The following is a 17,329-nucleotide window of genomic DNA, read 5'->3' as shown; positions in this document are numbered from 1 at the left end:
CGTATTTATTCAAAAAACGGAACATTCTTTATGGATAATTCTGGAAATAATACTATTTTACCATTACCTTCATGTGAAGATGTAGAGCTTTTTAATCTTTTTCAACAAAACAAATGGAACTATTTATCCCGGGCGATGCTAACTGCGGAGATAGAAATGCAATCCCCTATAATGGCCAACAATATTATGCTGCTTACACCCGCCATTGTTACAGCGTAGTATAAAGCGGTAGCCTTTTTGCTATCAATGTTTACTATAACGCCATATATCAGCGCCACCTGACCCTGGCTTTACTGTTCAAAGAGTAAAAATTTTAAAGCATTCCCATACATGCTCAAGGTAAGAGTATTCAAGGCTATCGAATATCCTGAAGAATGCCTGCAGTATATTGCAGGCCACCGGAAAGTGCTGGAAGCATACGGAGTTACGAAAGTTACATCCGCCAACGTAGACTGGATGTACGAGCCTTATACTTACATTATTACCGTGAGCAATGACGATTACACAAAAACATATGGCGGTTGCCGGATACAACTTGCCGGCGGAAGTGTCCCCCTTCCCATTGAAAGCGCCATCAACAGCATGGACCCCCGGATTTATGATATTGTAAAGGAACTGGCCGCCGGTGGCGGTACCGGTGAATTTTGTGGTTTATGGAACTCCCGTGAAGTAGCCGGCTGGGGTATTGGCAGTATTGTCCTTTTCCGGGTAGTAAATGCCGTACTGAACCAGTTGCCCGTTACCACCTTCCTGGGATTCTGTGCACAGACCACCTTCCGTAACAGTATCCGTACCGGTTACCAGATTATGACCAATATTGGCAACCAGGGTACCTTTTATTACCCCAAGGAAGACCTGATTGCCACCGCCCTCATACTGAACGATCCCGGCGAGCTGAAGAATGCTCACCCGGAAGACCGTGAAAGAATGATGAGTTTACGCAACAATCCGGTGCAAACGATTGTAGAAAAAGGACCTAAGGGAGAAATGCAGGTAGACTACGATCTTCGGATTATGTCAGCGGCAACGAGTGACCTGCCGCTTTCCCGGTAGCTATAAATAACTAAACAATGAACAACGTACTAGTAGATGCCATAGCAACGAGCCGACAAAGATCATCAACGCGGGAAGTCAGTTTTTTCAGGTTACAGGACCCCGCTCAGCTGGAAGCCCTCACCCAATTGCTAGTTCAACAACCCGGTATCCAGGTTTTCGACGAAATACAACCTCAGTTGGCGGAATTAATCCGTCTTCAACATCCCACAGAAAGATTATCCGACGCCGCCGTCGCAGAAAAAGTAGCCGCCCGCCTGGGCGATACCCCGGTGGCCGCCTATGGCGTATGGGTGTACTATCCCTGGTCCAACCGCGTGGTACACATACTGGATGAAGCAGAGTTTGTGTCTCTGCGCACCAGCCGTAACAAACAAAAAATCACTGAAGCAGAAAGACAAATCCTGCAAACCCGGAAAATAGGTGTTATAGGCCTCTCCGTCGGGCAGTCGGTCGCCCTGGCACTGGCCATTGAACGACTGTGCGGCGAGCTTCGTATAGCCGACTTCGACAGGCTGGATCTCAGTAATATGAATCGCATCCGCACAGGGGTACATCATGTGGGCATCCTCAAAACAGTATTAGTCGCCCGGGAAATAGCTGAAATCGATCCTTTTCTGACCGTCCGCTGTTATGATAGCGGTATTTCGGAAGATAATATAGACACTTTCCTGACCGATGGTGGTCAGCTGGACATCCTCGTAGAGGAGTGTGATGGCCTGGATATCAAGATTCTGGCACGGCAGCGGGCAAAGGCGCTGCGTATCCCCGTTGTAATGGATACCAGCGACCGGGGCATGGTAGACATAGAAAGATTTGATCTACAACCCGATTTACCTATATTGCATGGGCGGATACCTGACGATATCACTGCGGAGCAGATCCGGAATATGCAGGGACCAGAAAGAATGCAGCTGGTAGACCGCATTGTTAATATCAGCGCCATGTCAACCAAAATGCAGGACTCCATCCGGGAGATAGGCAAAACGATTACCACCTGGCCGCAACTGGCATCAGCCGTTATGCTGGGAGGCGCCGCCATCGCCCACGTATGCAGGGAAATGGGGCTAAACCGGGAAATAGCCTCCGGCCGTTATTATGTAGACCTTGAACAGATTTTTAACCACCATAAATGATCCGAAAAAAGCCATGCGACTTCTGATCAGACCGGCATTTTATAAGTTCGTATGCCTGTTACTGTTAGTAACAGTCCGCTGGGTACCCGTTTGGGCAGATACCATCAGTATCTCCCCCAACTATCCTATCCAGCTGGCGGAGTACGGCCAGCTCGAATACCTGCTGGACCCCGCCGGTACCATGACGTTTGCAGACATACAACATTCCTCCGGCTTTCAGAAATTACAGAAACAGATTCCCAATTTCGGTCTTACCAAAGATGCCATCTGGCTGCGTTTTACGGTAAAAAACAATACCGGGTTCCCAGAACTGATGTTCAACGTAACCTACCCTATCCTGGACCTGATAGACCTCTATTACCCCGGTTCCGACAGTCGCTACGAGGTAATTCCCGGCGGCGAGTTGCGTCCTTTTAAGAAAAGGCCTGTCGTGCACCAGAACTTCGTATATAACGTTAGTATTCCTTCCGGCGCCGCCAGTACTTTTTACCTGCGTATACAAAGCCGGGAAGCCATCCTGGTGCCGGTATACATTGGTACCGCCCGGGAGATCTACAACAAATTGTATAACGACGACCTGTTGTTATCTATCTATATCGGCATTATCCTCGTGATGATATTCTACAATACCTTCATTTTCTTCTCCGTAAGAGACTGGAGCTACTTCTACTATATCATCTATATCGCCTGCGTAGGCATGGCACAGATATGCCTGCATGGCTTCGGATATCGTTTCTTCTGGCATGAGAACCTCTATATCACCGAGCAGAGTGTTCTTTGGGCCGGAGCATTGTCCGGTATATCAGTACTGGTGTTTGTGCAAAGTTTCCTTCATGTGCGGGAGAAAGCCCCCTGGGCGTATCGCATCATGACCCTGTTTGTGGTGGTGTATTCCAGCACCATTGTATTATCCTTACTGGGTTATTTTTCCGTAGCCTATGCACTGATTGACTTCCTGGCTATCACCGGTGTGAGCTTCATTTTACTGTTTGCCATCATGCAGGCGGTCAAACACTCCCGTACCGCCAAAATATTTGTGATGGCATGGACCGTATTCATTCTCGCCATTATCTGCTTTGTGTTGAAAGATGTAGGCATCATCCCCTACAATATCTTTACGAGCCACATTATCGTAATAGGTTCAGCGATAGAAGTCATCCTGCTGTCTTTTGCCCTGGCGGATAAAATCAACACCTTCAAAGCGGAGAAAGAAGCCTCTCAGGCTATTGCCCTGGAGATTTCCAAAGAAAACGAGCAGCTGGTAAGAGAACAAAATATCATCCTGGAAGCCAAAGTGCAGGAACGCACCGAAGAACTTCAAAACAGTAACCGGGACCTGAATGTGGCCCTTACCAACCTGAAAGACACACAGACCCGGTTGGTGGAAAAAGAGAAAATGGCATCCCTCGGTCAGCTTACGGCCGGTATTGCCCATGAAATCAACAATCCTATCAACTTCGTTACCTCCAATATCAAACCGCTGAAACTCGACATCGCCGACTTGCAGGACCTGCTAAGCCGCTACGACAGCCTGGCCGGGAAAACGGATATACAGGAAGAGCTGAAATCCATTGAGAAATTTAAGCGGGAAATTGATATTGACTATATCCACGAAGAGATATCTTCTCTCATCAAAGGGATAGAAGACGGCGCCGCCCGTACTGCAGAGATCGTGAAGGGGCTCAGAACTTTCAGCCGGCTGGATGAAAGCGATGTAAAATCCATCGATATTCACGAGGGCCTGGATTCTACACTGGTACTGTTGCGCAATGGCATCCCACCGAATGTGAATATCATCAAACACTACGCGGAGCTGCCTAAAATTGAATGTTACGCCGGGAAAATTAACCAGGTGTTCATGAATATTTTCTCCAATGCGCTGAATGCGATCAAGAGCAAAAAGGAACAGCACGACGAGTCCATTACCATCACCACCTGGCAAGAGGGATCGTTTATCTGTATCCGGATTAAGGATACCGGTATTGGTATGTCGGAGGCCGTGCAACAGAAGATATTTGATCCCTTCTTTACCACTAAGGATGTGGGGGAAGGGACCGGGCTGGGGCTTTCTATTGTGTTCAGTATCATAGAGAAACACAAGGGTAAAATCATCGTAAATTCCACCCCCGGAGAAGGAGCAGAATTTATTATATATTTACCGCTCAACATCACAAATCATCAATCTTAACCATAACGCCCTTTAATGAAAGAAAACCGCATTAGAATATTATACATCGATGATGAAATCCATAATCTGAATGCCTTCAAGGCCAGCTTCCGGAGGAGTTACGAAATTTATACCGCCAACTCAGCACAGGAAGGGAAGCAGTTATTGAAGGAGATTATGGTCCATATCATCATAGCGGATCAGAAAATGCCAGTTTCTACCGGGGTGGAGTTTTTTAACGAAATCAAAGACACCCTTCCGGACCCTATGCGTATTCTGCTGACCGGCTATACGGATGTGGAAGATATCATTGATGCTATCAATAAGGGACATATTTTTTCCTATATTAAAAAGCCCTGGGATGAACATGAGCTACATAAAACCATTAACAATGCGTATGAGATCTATCATACCCGCCGGCAGCTCAAGGAAAAAATTGCAGAGTTGGAGAAAACCAACGATGAGCTAAACCGGTTCATTTACTCCACTTCGCATGACCTGCGTTCTCCGCTGATGTCTGTATTGGGTATCATTAATTTGTCGCGCCTCGATAATTCTGTGACAGACCCCAACGGCTATATTGATATGGTTGAGTCCTGCGTACTGAAGCTGGACGGGTTTATCCAGAAAATCATCGAATACTACCGCAACTCCCGGCTGGAAGTGGAATATGAAAAAATTGATTTTAATAACCTGTTGAACGATTGTATCACGGCATTTCAGCCACAGAACACCGCTATCCGGTTTCACACCCAGGTAGACCAGGTGGCCGAATTCCGGGGTGACACATTCAGAATCAGTGTTATTTTAAACAATCTTATTTCCAACGCTGTTAAGTACCAAAAACCGGAGGAACCTGAGCCGATGGTCAACCTATCCGCAAAAGTGGAGCCACATAAGGCCACTATCTGTATCCGCGATAATGGTATCGGTATTTTAAGTGAGCATTTGAACAATATCTTTAAAATGTTCTTCCGCTCTAAAAACAATAACAAACCAGGAAGTGGCATAGGATTATACATCGTAAAAGAAGCCCTCAGCAAAATTGGCGGTACAATTAATGTAGAATCCAAATATGGCGAAGGCACCCAATTTGAAATTACCATCCCGAACAGAAATGAATTCGATACCTGACCTGCGCGTCATATTGATAGATGACAACGAGATTGATTTATTACTGCATGAGAAGTTGATTACGTTTCAACAGATCAGCAGAACGGTGATTTCATTCGTAAATGCCAACAAAGCACTGGAATTTCTCTCTTCGAATATTGCCCTGCCTAAAATTCCACCTACCATCATCCTGTTGGATATCCAGATGCCCGAAATGGATGGGTTTGAGTTTTTGCAGGCTTTTGATGCCTATCCACAGAAAATCAAGTCGCAGTGCCATATTGTGATGGTATCTTCCTCCCTGGATTACGGCGATATCACCCGTACCAATGCCAATCCGCTGGTGATCAAACTACTCCGCAAACCCTTACTGTTAAAGGAATTAAGGGAGACAGTAGCCGGAATCTTCAAAGATTTTTTATAAAAAGTTGGCGAATTCAGAAAATTATCTATTTTTGCATTCCCGAAAGGGGAAACACAAGCTCATGGGGGATTAGCTCATCTGGTAGAGCGCAAGCATGGCATGTTTGAGGTGAGCGGTTCGAGCCCGCTATCCTCCACCCAAAAAGAAAACCCGCACAATGTGCGGGTTTTCTTTTTTTCGGAAAATAATTTTCGATCCCTTTGATCATACATCAATTACTTGTGGGCAGGTGAGTTCAATCGCATTGAGAAATTCATGCTCTGTAAATGGCTTCAGCAAGACAGTAGCAATATCGAAGTCCTTTACACATGCCATTTCCGCCACCGCCTCATCTCCGGATATCACCACTATAGGGATAGCGCTATCTATAATTCTAATTTCATGGATCATTTCGTCCAGTGATATATCTGACAGGTGTGCATCTAAAAAAACGATGTCAGGCTGTTCACTTTTAATAATTCTCTGTGTTTCAACCACGTCATCCGCCAGCCACAAGGTGAACTCCCGCGTTCTCGCCCAGCTTCTGAAAGGAGCAGTACTCAAAAAATCATCTTCCACCACCAGTACTTTCAGGTCCTGCAGCTTATTTGTTTCAGACAAAACCAACTTTTCAGCGGCATGCTCCATTTTTTCTTCCACTAGCTCTGTTGGGATCTGATACAAAAAAACTGTAGTCCATTTTTTTGTTCCCTCCACTAACAATGTGCCTCTCAGCTGTTTTACAGCTCTAATCACTGTAGGAATACCAAATCCGTTCCCCCCTTTCACCGCCGTCAGATTCTCAGCAAATCCGTTCTCGATCCTCCTACGAACTTCATTGTTTAGCCCTACTCCGTCATTTGCTATCTGTAATGTTAAAACATGTGCGTCAGAAAGGCTCACTTCTACATGAACCTCCTTCCGACAGTACTTCAGACCATTGATTATACTATTAGAAAAAACTTTTGTCAATAGATATCTATTGGCCCTGATCATTTGAAAATCGGAAGGAGCTATCTTGTAAAACAATTTCTTTTTCATCCCTTCAGCAGCCAATAAGTACATTCGAAGAATATCCTCGGCCCAGTCTTTCCAGAAGAATGCTGTAGCATTATTTCCATAAATATCTGTCTTAGAAAGATCTTTACGTAAGATCACATCTACAATGTCACGGATAACATCTCCGCAAACCTTCATGCTGTATATTTCTCCCTTATCCACTGGCACACTGGAAGTAGCTCGTTTACCTATGCGGCTAAACTTTTCAGAAAAGCAAGTTACATTAGACAGGTAATTTCTTATTTCGTGTGCAGCAATCTTCGTATTCTGTACAATTTCAGCTGAGCGCTCTTTCAGGCTCTCGATCTGTTTCGCTTGTTGAACAGATTTTACTTCCGCAGCGGATAGCTCGTCTGTGATCTTCACATAAAAAGAAATCGTATAACCCACCAAAATGAAGACTGCACTTTGTATAACAATACGAGCCATCTCCACACCTTTTCCGGGGAAAGCGAGCACCTTTAAAAAGGGAAAAAGATAATTCATTTTCAATGTCAAAAGCACAAGCACAATTAAGCTTATCATAATAACGCGCTTACTTCTCTTTTGATAAATCAGAAAAGACATCAGAAAAAGATACACTGCGATAAACTCAACCGAGGCCAGTTCTCCCATAATTGCACCGAAATAAAACATACCACCACAATGAATAACCACTATGCAGACGGCCGCTGTAAAGTAATATCCTAATCTGTTTAAAACAGGAACGGATAACATTAGAGTTCCTTCTAATACAGGCGCATACAACATCTGGCTGATACCGGAAACATAATACAGGAATGGAGCTAGCATGAAAGCAAAAATAGCCGGAATAACAGCCATTTGGTTAACAACCAGAATGCTTCTTTTCAGTTTCGCATCCGTAGCTGCGGTTGTACCTATTGCAAAGATCGTGTTAACAATTGCGAGGCCCATGATAAAAGCAATTTAAGAAAATGGTTATTCAGGATTTCCAAACATGTTAGCAGATACCTTACTTACGTAAGAGACCACTGCCAGGGTTTTCATCTTTTAAATTTTTCCGGAAGGAATCCTAAATTAATTCTTTTCGCCCGGTCATGATATAAAGGCTAAAATAAACCCCGGTCACTGACCGGGGTTTTATTCAATTACTTATGTTGTAAATCTGCCCTGATGGCCTTGACCTCCGCCTTCAGTTCCTTATTTTCCTGATCCAGCCGGATCAGGTGCAGTGTTAGTTCTTCTACTTTCCGAAGGAGTTTACTGTTCATTTCTTCCAGGTCTATTCCTTTTTCCTTCACCGTTTCTGCCGAAGGCATGTCCGGCAAATGCTGGTGCTGCGCAATGTATGCAGCCACTTCCTGCAGGGTGGGTAAGTGATAATCTTTGGTGAATACGTAATCCGGCCAGCTTTGATGATTCTTTACAGTGATCCTTTCAGCAATCACGTTGCCTGCTACCGCCAACCGGTATCCTTTGGTATCCTGTACGCCTATACCCACATTACCGCCGTTAGGGTTAAGATAGAGAGTACCGTTTTCGGTGGACTCTGCAAGTGCCTGAATAAACCCGCTATTATCCTGTCCAATGGAAATACCCAGGCCACCTTTAAATTTGGGTGAAAAGCAGGCAATATGATGCCCACCAGTGAAAATATTCTGTTGGCTGGTAGGTACTGTAATAGCGAGACCACCAGTTTTTGCAGTATTGACAATGATGGCATTCTTATCCAATGGGTAAGAAAAAGGATGCAGGTCGGCATCTCCTACAACAACGCCACCCGGTGCGGATACAGGGTCATAATGCTCAAATGGGAGCACTTCTGTTACCTCATATGCCGTTACCAGTTTCAGCGTGGGTCCCTGTACCCAACCCGTGAAAGCAAATTCGCCAAGGGTAGAGCTATTGGTAATGGTTACAGCCAGATACTTTACACCGTTATGCCGTAGTGTTACCAGCGATGCGGGTTCGTTATAACTAACCACACTGCCTCTATCTGAATTATAAGCTGTTGCAGTATTTACTTCCACCGTCCATTTCCGGTTCCAGGCGCCTTCATGTCCACGAATCCCGGTGATTTTCCCCATTACAAAACCACCATGAATGATGGCATTGTCGTAAGAGGGGTGTAGTAATATATAGGCTGGCCCCTGGGCATCTCCTGTATTCCCGGGGATATCAATATTGGTCCAATAAGCCCTGGTGGGAGAAGGTGTCTGAGCATTAACAACGGCCGTAATAGCCGCTAACAGCAGTACGCATAGGAATTTTTTCATGAAGTATAGGTTTAAAACAAGAATAAAAAACGGGCTATCAAATCATATTAGGCATTTTCATTTGTTGCAATGGCAATACAAGAATAAAGGATGTCCCCTCTCCTTCTACGCTGGTAGCGGTAATAGTTCCCTGGTGTTTATCGATCACTTTTTTGGCGATGGCCAGCCCTATACCGGTGCCTTCGTAAAGATCTGCATTGTGCAAACGCTGAAAGATAGTGAATATCTTGGACAGGTACTTTTCATTGAACCCAATCCCATTATCGCGGATGACTATACGACAATAGTCGCCATTTGCCTGCGGCGGACTATCTGCGGTGTTACCCGCCACCATTTCGGCAGTGATGTGGATTTTAGGAGCCTTGTCCCGCTGAGAAAATTTAAGAGCATTGCTGATAATGTTCTGGAACACCTGACGGATTTGCCCCGGAACGGCTTCGATTTGTGGCAATTTCTCCACACACACCACAGCTTTCTTCTCGCTGATGGTCAGTTCCAGGTCGCTCACAATTTCCTGCACTACCACATTCAGATCGGTATTTTCGTATATGCTGGCAGCCGAAAGGCGGGAATAGTTCAATAAGTCGTTAATCAACTTCGCCATTCTTTCTGAAGACCCTACGATTCTTTCCATGTAGGACATGGCATTGGGGTCGGTTTTCAGGAACCGGTCCCGTACAATGGCGCCGAACAACTGTATTTTACGCAGCGGTTCTTTCAGGTCGTGGGATGCCACGGAGGCAAACTGTTGCAGGTCGTGGTTGCTGGCTTCCAGCGATTTGTTAATCTCCACCAGTTCTTCCGTTCGTTCACGGACTTTCTGTTCCAGTATTTCGTTGGCTTGTTTTTGATGGGCGATATCGGTAAAGGTACCGATCCATTTGCTGATACCGGCGCTTTCCCGCACGGGGATAAAACGTAGCAGGTGACAGCGGAAACTGTTGTCTGTTCTGTCTTTCAGGTATACTTCCTTTTCCAGCGGCAACCCAGCCTGAAGGGTATCATCCAGGCATTGACGCAGACTTTTGTCCATCGGTAATGTTTCGGGTAGCTGCTGCAGGCCGTTGGCGTATTTAAACCAGTTGCGGTTGGCGTATTCTATTTGGCCATCCGGAGTAACGGTGAAGGCTATCTGCGGCAGTACTTCCAGCATCGTATGCAGCTCATTCACTTTCTCGCTGAGAGCCGTCTGCGCCAGCTTACGGACTTCCACTTCTTCCTGGAGTGACTGATGCATCTGTTTCAATTCCTGTGACTGCTGATACAAACGGGAGAACGTTTTCACTTTCATCAGCAGCACATCAGGGTCTACCGGCTTGGTGAGATAATCGATACCACCGGAATCGTAGCCTTTTACGATAAAACGTTTCTCTTTGTTGACAGCTGACAGGAAGATGATAGGGATATCTTTTGCCTTGCTGTAGCCTGAAATGGCTTCAGCAACCTCAAACCCGTCCATACTGGGCATTTGCACGTCGAGGATAATGAGGGTGTAACTATGCCGCAGTATTTTTTTCAGCGCCTCCTCACCGGACAATGCCGTATCTACTTCAAACCGGTATAGTTCGAGTGTTCTCCGAATTGATAAAATATTCTCTGGCTTATCATCAACAATCAGAATCATACATGCAATATTACACTGGGATTTTTTTCAATAACCATACCTTAACCGGTTGTCACCCCGGCAAAATCATTTATAAAACGCGCCATGTCGGCCGCGGCCAGCACATGATCTACCGGCACTGCCGCTATCGCGTGCCGGGGCATAAAATCTACCACCGCAGTAAGCGGATCCTGCACCAGGGTTATACCGCCTGCTTCATGTACGTCCGCCAGTCCCTCCACACCGTCATCGTTGGCACCGGAAAGCAGGATAGCCATGGTTTTAGCGCCGAATACGCTGGCCGCGGAAGTAAATGTAACGTCTATACTGGGCCGGCTGAAATTCACTTTTTCGGAATAGTCGAGCGATAGTGTGTGATCTGTCTCTACCAACAAATGATAGTCAGGTGGTGCGAGGTAGATAGTGCCTGGCATCAACGCTTCTTTTTCTTCTGCTTCATGGACCGGCAACGTGGTTTTAATGCCCAGCAGCTCCGCCAATACGGAATCAGCACGGTTTTGCCGGTGTAGCACAATCACCACGGCTGCGTTTAGCCGGGGCGATAAGCCCGGCAATAGTGTCAGGATAGCCTGTAATCCGCCGGCAGAGCCACCTATCAGCACCACCCCCGAAGCGGTAGACATAGACATAAGGGTACAATTTTGTTGATTACAGATGATGTTTTCTCCATATTTTTTCCTTGTTATCCAACTGCCTGAACTGCCCCGACACACTGGTAAAGTTAAGGGATTCCTTACTCCCCAATGCCAGGAAGCCCAATGGTTCCAGGCTATCACAAAACAAGCGCAGCACTTTATCCTGTAATGTTTTATTAAAATAGATCAACACATTCCTGCAAATGATCAGCTGAAATTCATTGAACGAACCATCTGTCACCAGGTTGTGCGGCGAAAAGATAATTTTCTCTCCCAGATCCTGCCTGAATTTGGCGTATTCATAGTTAGCCGTATAGTAGGAAGAGAAATCGTGCAGGCCACCCGCTTCCATATAGTTGCGCGAATACTGCTGCATCTGCGATAACGGGAAAATACCGGTACGTCCCTTCTCGAGCACACTGGTATTGATATCTGTGGCATAAATCACGGACTTATGCAGCAGGTTGGCTTCCTTCAACAGGATGGCAAACGAATACACTTCCTCCCCGGTAGAACAGCCGGCATGCCATATCCTGATCAGCGGATAGGTGGCCAGCAACGGCAATACCTGCCGGCGCAGTGTAAGATAAAACTGCGGATCACGGAACATCTCCGTCACATTGACCGTAATTTCTTCTACAAAACGCAGGGCATAATCTGCATCGGAAATAATACGATAACGGAATTCGGCAAAACTCGGAAAACGGTCCACCTGGAAAAGGTGGTTCACCCGCCTGTTAATAGAGGCATGTGCGTATTCAGTAAAGTCATATCCATATCTTTCCAGCACATCATTGAGTAACATGCTTACCTCCTGCTCACTTATATGGTTCCTGTTCACTGTTTATGAAGATAAATATTGTTGTAGCTGCGACAACAACACATCTACATCAACTGGTTTTGAAATATAGTTGTCGGCGCCGGCTTCTATGCATTTCTCCCGGTCGCCAACCATCGCCTGGGCTGTAACAGCGATAACCGGCAGGTATTGCCGCCCTTCTTTCGCACGCAGCGCAGCGATGGTTTCATAACCATCCATGTCCGGCATCATGATATCCATCAATACCACCGCTACATCTTCTTCCCGCTCCAGCAGCGCCAGCCCTTCCGCCCCGGTAGCGGCGGAAACGCAGGGTATACCCCGGGAACGCAGTACCGCTTTGAGCGCAAAAATATTGCGGGCATCATCATCAATGATCAATACTTTTTTCTGTTCCATATTATTTCATGCCTTTATCGTATAACCATACCCGTAGTAATGAAATCAACTGGTCTACATCCACCGGTTTGGAGATATAATCAGAAGCGCCGGCTTTCAGGCATTTCTCCCGGTCGCCCATCATGGCTTTGGCTGTAACGGCAATCACCGGTAAATTGGCCAGGGAGGGTTGTTTCCGAATAGCCGCAATCGCATCGTAACCGTCCATTTCCGGCATCATCATATCCATCAGCACTATGTCCACCGGATGCTCGCTCAGCTGCTGCAGCGCCTCTTTCCCGTCCACGGCAGAAAGTACTTTCATCTGGTGCATCTCCAGCGCTTTGGTGAGGGAGAAGATATTGCGCACGTCGTCGTCGGCGACGAGAACGGTCTTGTCTTTGAGCACTTCGTTGAGTAAAGGCATTTTACCATTGCCTGTCTGACTGGTCACATTGTTTTCCGATACCAGGTGCAGGAACAACGATACTTCATCGAGCATACGCTGATAGGAATGCGCCGTTTTCACCACGATAGAATCTGCGTATTGCCGTATCCGTTGTTCTTCAGCGCGGGAAAGGCTTTTACCGGTGAATATGATGATAGGCAGATTTTCGAGTCCTTTTATCTCCTTCACCGTTTCCAGTGCTTCATAGGCCTGCTGATCCGGGATACCCATATCCAGTATGACACAATCCACATCTTTCTGTTGCAGCAGCTGTACGCCGTCGCTCACCGTACTGCTGATTTCTGAGCTCACCTGGTAGTTGCCCAGGAAGTAAGCCAGTGCTTTCGCATGTTTGGCGTTTTCTTCCAGTATCAGTACTTTTTTGGCAGAACGTTGCAGCACAAATTCCAGCTTTTCAAAAATCAGCTGCATACTTTCCACGGTGACCGGCTTGCTGACAAAGTCCACCGCACCTTTCATCAGGCTCTCCTTCTTCGCTTCCAGCGAGGATATGATATGCACCGGTATGGGCCGGGTAACCGGATCATTTTTCAGTTCTTCCATTACCTGCCAGCCATCTTTCACAGGTAGCTGGATGTCCAGCAGGATACCCATAGGCCGGTATTTGCGGGCCAGTTCCCCTGCCATGTCGCCCCGGACGGTTACGATGCCTTTATAACCACGCTGACGGGTAAACTCCAGCAGCGCTTTGGCGAAGTAGGTATCGTCTTCCACGATTAATACGATAGGGTCGCCGGGTTGTACCTGGTCGCGGTCATCGGGGATATCAGCCGGAATAAGCGGTGCGAGGTAAGAGATTTCTTTCACCGCCAGACCTTCATCAACAACTGTAGGCTCTTTCACTACTGCCGGTGCTGTAATCGGCGCCGGTGGTCCGGCTTTTCGTACAACCGGCACCGTTACTGCGAATTCGCTGCCGTCTTCTCCGTTACTATCCAGGGAGATATGTCCGCCCAGCAGTTTGGCCAGTTCGCGGCTGATGGAGAGCCCCAGCCCCGTACCGCCATATTTGCGGCGCGTAGAGCCGTCGGCCTGCTGGAATGCTTCAAAGATCACCTGTTGTTTTTCTGCCGGGATACCGATGCCGGTATCTTTCACCGCAAAACGAATGGTGCCTGGTGTTTCGCCTGCTTGTGCAGACAACGTAACGGAACCTTTAGCGGTAAATTTCAGCGCGTTGGACAACAGGTTTTTTAGTATCTGTTCCAGTCTCGCCTGATCTGTTTCTATGGCACCCGGCAAGTTGGGAGCGGTTACCAATTGCAGTGCCAGCCCCTTGTCGCGCGCAATCGGCTCAAACAGCGCCTGCATATTGGAGAAGATATTCCCGATATATACCTGGTTATATTCCAGTTCCATTTTACCGGATTCGATCTTGGACAGGTCCAATATCTCGTCAATCAGCGTCAGCAACCCTTTGCCGGAGGAGTTGATCACCTGGGCATATTCCACCTGGTCACCATTCAGGTTATGATCGTGGTTTTCAGACAACAACCGTGACAGCAGCAGGATAGAATTGAGTGGCGTACGCAGTTCATGCGACATATTGGCCAGGAACTCCGATTTGTATTTGGTGCTGAGCGCCAGTTCTTCCGCTTTTTTATGAATATCCAGGTTACGTTCCACAATGATCTGGTTCTTCTCTTCCAGCAGGCGGCTTCTCTCTTCCAGTTCAGCGTTGGATTGCATCAGCTCTTCCTGTTGTACTTTCAGCTCTTCTTCAGATACCTGTAGCTTTTGCGTTTGTGCTTCCAGTTCAGCGTTGAGACTTTCCAGTTCACTATGTTGTACCTGTAATTCCTCCGATTGGGATTGTGTTTCTTCCAGCAGTTCCTGCAGGCGTATTCTGCTGCGGGTACTTTGTATAGCCACGGCGATACTGTTAGCTGCTTTTTTCAGGTACTGAACAGCGCTGTCACTGAAAGGAAACAGGGAGCCTATTTCCACTACGCCTTCCGCCATACCGGCGTGTATCAATGGTATAATGACTACGTGGCCGGGTTGTGCAGAAGCGGCAGCACCGGCAATATGCAGGAAGTTATCGGGCGCCTCGCGGAGATGTATTAACTCACGTTGCTGCAAAGCCTGTCCTATCAATGTTTTCCCGGAGCTAATGACCGGCGGCGCCGGATATTGTTCTGACAGGGCATGACCGGCGGAGAAGTGCAGGTCGCCGTTCTGGCGGATGTACAGTACTCCCGTTTGGGCGCCGATATACTGTACCAGGTCTGACAGGGCGTCTTTCGTCAGCGAATGCATGTCCCTTTCTGCCAGTAAGGTTTCATTTATTTTATTGAGTCCTGTTTGCACCCATATTTCCGCTTCGTTATTTTTCCGGAAAGTTTTCAGATCCGCTGCCATCTGCACAATGGCGTTGCCCAGCGTATCCTCACTACTGCGGGGTTTTACGTCGATATTAAAATCGCCTCTTCCAATACTGTCAGCCGCCAACGCCAGATCCTGGCCCGACACATCGATCAGTGACAGCGATTTAGCCAGGCTGCCGATGGCATCTTTGGTGCGGATATCCGGCGCTTCACCCAACATCCCTTTGGATATTTTATCAGCCGCCAACCGTAGTATGTTCAGGCTTTCCGTAATAGTTTTGATGGTAAAGGAAACAAAAGCGACAACAGCGACGACAATGAGTACCAGCAAAACGAGGTAACGTGTTTTCAGGTCATTTTCTCTTTGGGAGATAATACGAGCCTCCCTGCTCACCTTATCTATAAGACTGCGCTGTAGCTGTTTCAGCTGATCCACCGCCATGCTGGAATTATCCCACCAGGAGTCGGCATTAAAGAGGGTATCTATTTTGCGGTTTTTGATGGTATTGCCGATGAAGTCATTCGTAATCACAAACTCGTTGCTTTTCTCCGCCTTCAGCAGTGCTTCACCGTTGGCCGGGGACGATTTATCCAGGAATTCGGACCGCAGCGAGGCGTACATATCGTTATTGTTTTCGATGCGGGAAAAATCATCCGGCCAGGCTTCTTTTTTCAGGATAAAATAATAGATATCCATGCGGATAAGTCCCTGGTAGGCAGCCATTTGTGCCAGCAGATATTGGGAATTAAGGTCCTGTTGCAGCGGCTTCAGCACATTGATATCCGGTGTGCTGGCGTGTGCCAGGTTATTGAGCCGGAAAATCAGGTTGGAGTAATAGTCCAGTACCTCACGTTGCGGCATATTTTTGTTATCGATCTCCTTTCTCTTTTTAGACAAGGTATTGAGCAGCGAGTATGTAAAAAAACGGCTGTCAGCCGCCAGTAATCTGGATTTCACAGCATCGATGGCCAGGTCTGTTTTAGCGCGCTGCATCAGGAGATCGTTCATGGAATAGTTACCCAATACGTAATTCACGCTGGAACGGCGTTCCATGTGAATTTCATCGGCCACTTTCATGATGGTAGTCGCTGTATTAACATCCTGTAGCAGGTTTTCGATACTGCGTATATCTTCACTTTGTTTGTTAAAGATCTGTATACCGAGATAAATAAGGCATATCAAGGGAACAATAGCAATCAGGAATAACTTCCTGGGCAGTGGCAGCTGCATAAAAAATTTCTTCATCCGCCTGAGCTCGTTTAGTTTTATCAGGAAAAAAATAGATACCGGGTAAATGGCTTCGCAAACCGTGTACCTAACCACCAATCATTGTAGGATAATGATATGAAAATAACAACAAAATCATAAATTTGTCTTTATTCTAATTCTCATATGGTAAGCTGTAAATATTCCTCTGTACTTTTAATTGATGATGATATAGATGACAGGATGATATTTGGCGATGTGCTGAAAGAATTGGTGCCGGATATTATTTACAACGAAGCTATTAACGGTGAAGACGCCCTTGCGCAACTGGAAAGCGGACTGGTACCTGATCTTATCTTCCTGGACCTCAACATGCCGAGGATAGACGGGAAGCAGTTTCTCGCTGAAATAAGGCAGATAGCACATCTGCGTCATATCCCTGTTATCATCTATACCACTTCTTCCCATGAATCGGATAAAAAAGAAACCCGTGCACTGGGAGCATCCTATTTTATCACCAAACCCAATAGCCTGCATGAACTGAATCAGTTGCTCAAAGGTATCCTGGAGCATACCATTCAATATTCCCTGTAGCTATACTGCATTAAAAAGGCCTTGCAAGGAATTGCATGGCCGTATATGATTATTGTTAAGATATTCGTTGAACGAAGAAAAGGATCATGAAAAGTTTCACCCCAAAC

General features: G+C 46.6%; 13 protein-coding genes and 1 tRNA gene. 7 read left to right on the top strand and 7 right to left on the bottom strand.

Annotated features, from left to right (window positions below):
- Positions 1-330: 330 nt before the first annotated feature.
- From ICL07_RS26790 to ICL07_RS26765, 6 genes are all read left to right on the top strand, one after another.
- Positions 331-1,053, top strand: coding sequence for a hypothetical protein (locus ICL07_RS26790; protein WP_188091122.1), 723 nt, complete (start codon positions 331-333; stop codon positions 1,051-1,053).
- Positions 1,054-1,070: 17 nt separating this feature from the next.
- Complete coding sequence (locus ICL07_RS26785) at positions 1,071-2,189, top strand: ThiF family adenylyltransferase (RefSeq protein WP_188091121.1); 1,119 nt, start codon at positions 1,071-1,073, stop codon at positions 2,187-2,189.
- A 13-nt stretch (positions 2,190-2,202) separates the two neighbouring features.
- Positions 2,203-4,377, top strand: coding sequence for a sensor histidine kinase (locus ICL07_RS32640; protein ID WP_188091120.1), 2,175 nt, complete (start codon positions 2,203-2,205; stop codon positions 4,375-4,377).
- A 15-nt stretch (positions 4,378-4,392) separates the two neighbouring features.
- Positions 4,393-5,490, top strand: a complete 1,098-nt coding sequence (locus ICL07_RS26775) for a sensor histidine kinase (protein WP_188091119.1) — start codon at positions 4,393-4,395, stop codon at positions 5,488-5,490.
- On the top strand, positions 5,474-5,893 hold the full coding sequence (locus tag ICL07_RS26770; protein ID WP_188091118.1) for a response regulator: 420 nt from the start codon (positions 5,474-5,476) through the stop codon (positions 5,891-5,893). The genes ICL07_RS26775 and ICL07_RS26770 overlap by 17 nt, the downstream gene beginning before the upstream one ends.
- Positions 5,894-5,956: 63 nt before the next feature.
- Positions 5,957-6,029: transfer RNA gene (locus ICL07_RS26765), tRNA-Ala, on the top strand.
- 68 nt (positions 6,030-6,097) lie between these two features.
- Here the strand turns inward: ICL07_RS26765 and ICL07_RS26760 are convergent.
- The 7 genes from ICL07_RS26760 to ICL07_RS26730 all read right to left on the bottom strand — a co-directional run bounded on the left by ICL07_RS26760 (position 6,098) and on the right by ICL07_RS26730 (position 16,667).
- Positions 6,098-7,846 (bottom strand): ATP-binding response regulator, encoded by a 1,749-nt coding sequence (locus ICL07_RS26760; RefSeq protein ID WP_188091117.1) that lies wholly within the window; start codon positions 7,844-7,846, stop codon positions 6,098-6,100.
- Between the two features lie 194 nt (positions 7,847-8,040).
- Positions 8,041-9,168: a hypothetical protein gene (locus ICL07_RS26755; RefSeq protein ID WP_188091116.1), complete on the bottom strand. Its 1,128-nt coding sequence runs from the start codon at positions 9,166-9,168 to the stop codon at positions 8,041-8,043.
- Between the two features lie 37 nt (positions 9,169-9,205).
- Complete coding sequence (locus tag ICL07_RS26750; RefSeq protein WP_188091115.1) at positions 9,206-10,792, bottom strand: sensor histidine kinase; 1,587 nt, start codon at positions 10,790-10,792, stop codon at positions 9,206-9,208.
- A 41-nt stretch (positions 10,793-10,833) separates the two neighbouring features.
- The gene (locus ICL07_RS26745; protein ID WP_188091114.1) at positions 10,834-11,421 is read right to left on the bottom strand and encodes a chemotaxis protein CheB; all 588 of its coding nucleotides are present in this window, start codon (positions 11,419-11,421) and stop codon (positions 10,834-10,836) included.
- A gap of 19 nt (positions 11,422-11,440) precedes the next feature.
- Entirely contained in the window at positions 11,441-12,268 is an 828-nt protein-coding gene (locus ICL07_RS26740; RefSeq protein ID WP_343071125.1) for a CheR family methyltransferase, read from the bottom strand.
- Positions 12,269-12,271: 3 nt separating this feature from the next.
- Positions 12,272-12,646, bottom strand: coding sequence for a response regulator (locus ICL07_RS26735; RefSeq protein WP_188091113.1), 375 nt, complete (start codon positions 12,644-12,646; stop codon positions 12,272-12,274).
- A 1-nt stretch (position 12,647) separates the two neighbouring features.
- Positions 12,648-16,667: a response regulator gene (locus tag ICL07_RS26730; protein ID WP_188091112.1), complete on the bottom strand. Its 4,020-nt coding sequence runs from the start codon at positions 16,665-16,667 to the stop codon at positions 12,648-12,650.
- Between the two features lie 147 nt (positions 16,668-16,814).
- Between ICL07_RS26730 and ICL07_RS26725 the strand changes: the two genes are divergently transcribed.
- Positions 16,815-17,222, top strand: coding sequence for a response regulator (locus ICL07_RS26725; protein WP_188091111.1), 408 nt, complete (start codon positions 16,815-16,817; stop codon positions 17,220-17,222).
- The last annotated feature ends 107 nt before the right edge of the window (positions 17,223-17,329 follow it).

This window comes from Chitinophaga qingshengii, assembly GCF_014529935.1.
In the GTDB taxonomy this organism is placed as follows: domain Bacteria; phylum Bacteroidota; class Bacteroidia; order Chitinophagales; family Chitinophagaceae; genus Chitinophaga; species Chitinophaga qingshengii.
The sequence above is the reverse complement of the archived record's forward strand: the minus strand, read 5'-3'. Positions and strand labels throughout refer to the sequence as shown.

Excerpts from the sequence above, each read along its gene's own strand:
- ICL07_RS32640 (WP_188091120.1), top strand. The coding sequence starts at position 2,203 with ATGCGACTTCTGATCAGACCGGCATTTTATAAGTTCGTATGCCTGTTA.
- ICL07_RS26735 (WP_188091113.1), bottom strand. The coding sequence starts at position 12,646 with ATGGAACAGAAAAAAGTATTGATCATTGATGATGATGCCCGCAATATT.
- ICL07_RS26745 (WP_188091114.1), bottom strand. The coding sequence starts at position 11,421 with ATGTCTATGTCTACCGCTTCGGGGGTGGTGCTGATAGGTGGCTCTGCC.
- ICL07_RS26755 (WP_188091116.1), bottom strand. The coding sequence starts at position 9,168 with ATGAAAAAATTCCTATGCGTACTGCTGTTAGCGGCTATTACGGCCGTT.
- ICL07_RS26775 (WP_188091119.1), top strand. The coding sequence starts at position 4,393 with ATGAAAGAAAACCGCATTAGAATATTATACATCGATGATGAAATCCAT.
- ICL07_RS26790 (WP_188091122.1), top strand. The coding sequence starts at position 331 with ATGCTCAAGGTAAGAGTATTCAAGGCTATCGAATATCCTGAAGAATGC.
- ICL07_RS26750 (WP_188091115.1), bottom strand. The coding sequence starts at position 10,792 with ATGATTCTGATTGTTGATGATAAGCCAGAGAATATTTTATCAATTCGG.
- ICL07_RS26760 (WP_188091117.1), bottom strand. The coding sequence starts at position 7,846 with ATGGGCCTCGCAATTGTTAACACGATCTTTGCAATAGGTACAACCGCA.
- ICL07_RS26785 (WP_188091121.1), top strand. The coding sequence starts at position 1,071 with ATGAACAACGTACTAGTAGATGCCATAGCAACGAGCCGACAAAGATCA.
- ICL07_RS26770 (WP_188091118.1), top strand. The coding sequence starts at position 5,474 with ATGAATTCGATACCTGACCTGCGCGTCATATTGATAGATGACAACGAG.
- ICL07_RS26730 (WP_188091112.1), bottom strand. The coding sequence starts at position 16,667 with ATGAAGAAATTTTTTATGCAGCTGCCACTGCCCAGGAAGTTATTCCTG.
- ICL07_RS26725 (WP_188091111.1), top strand. The coding sequence starts at position 16,815 with ATGGTAAGCTGTAAATATTCCTCTGTACTTTTAATTGATGATGATATA.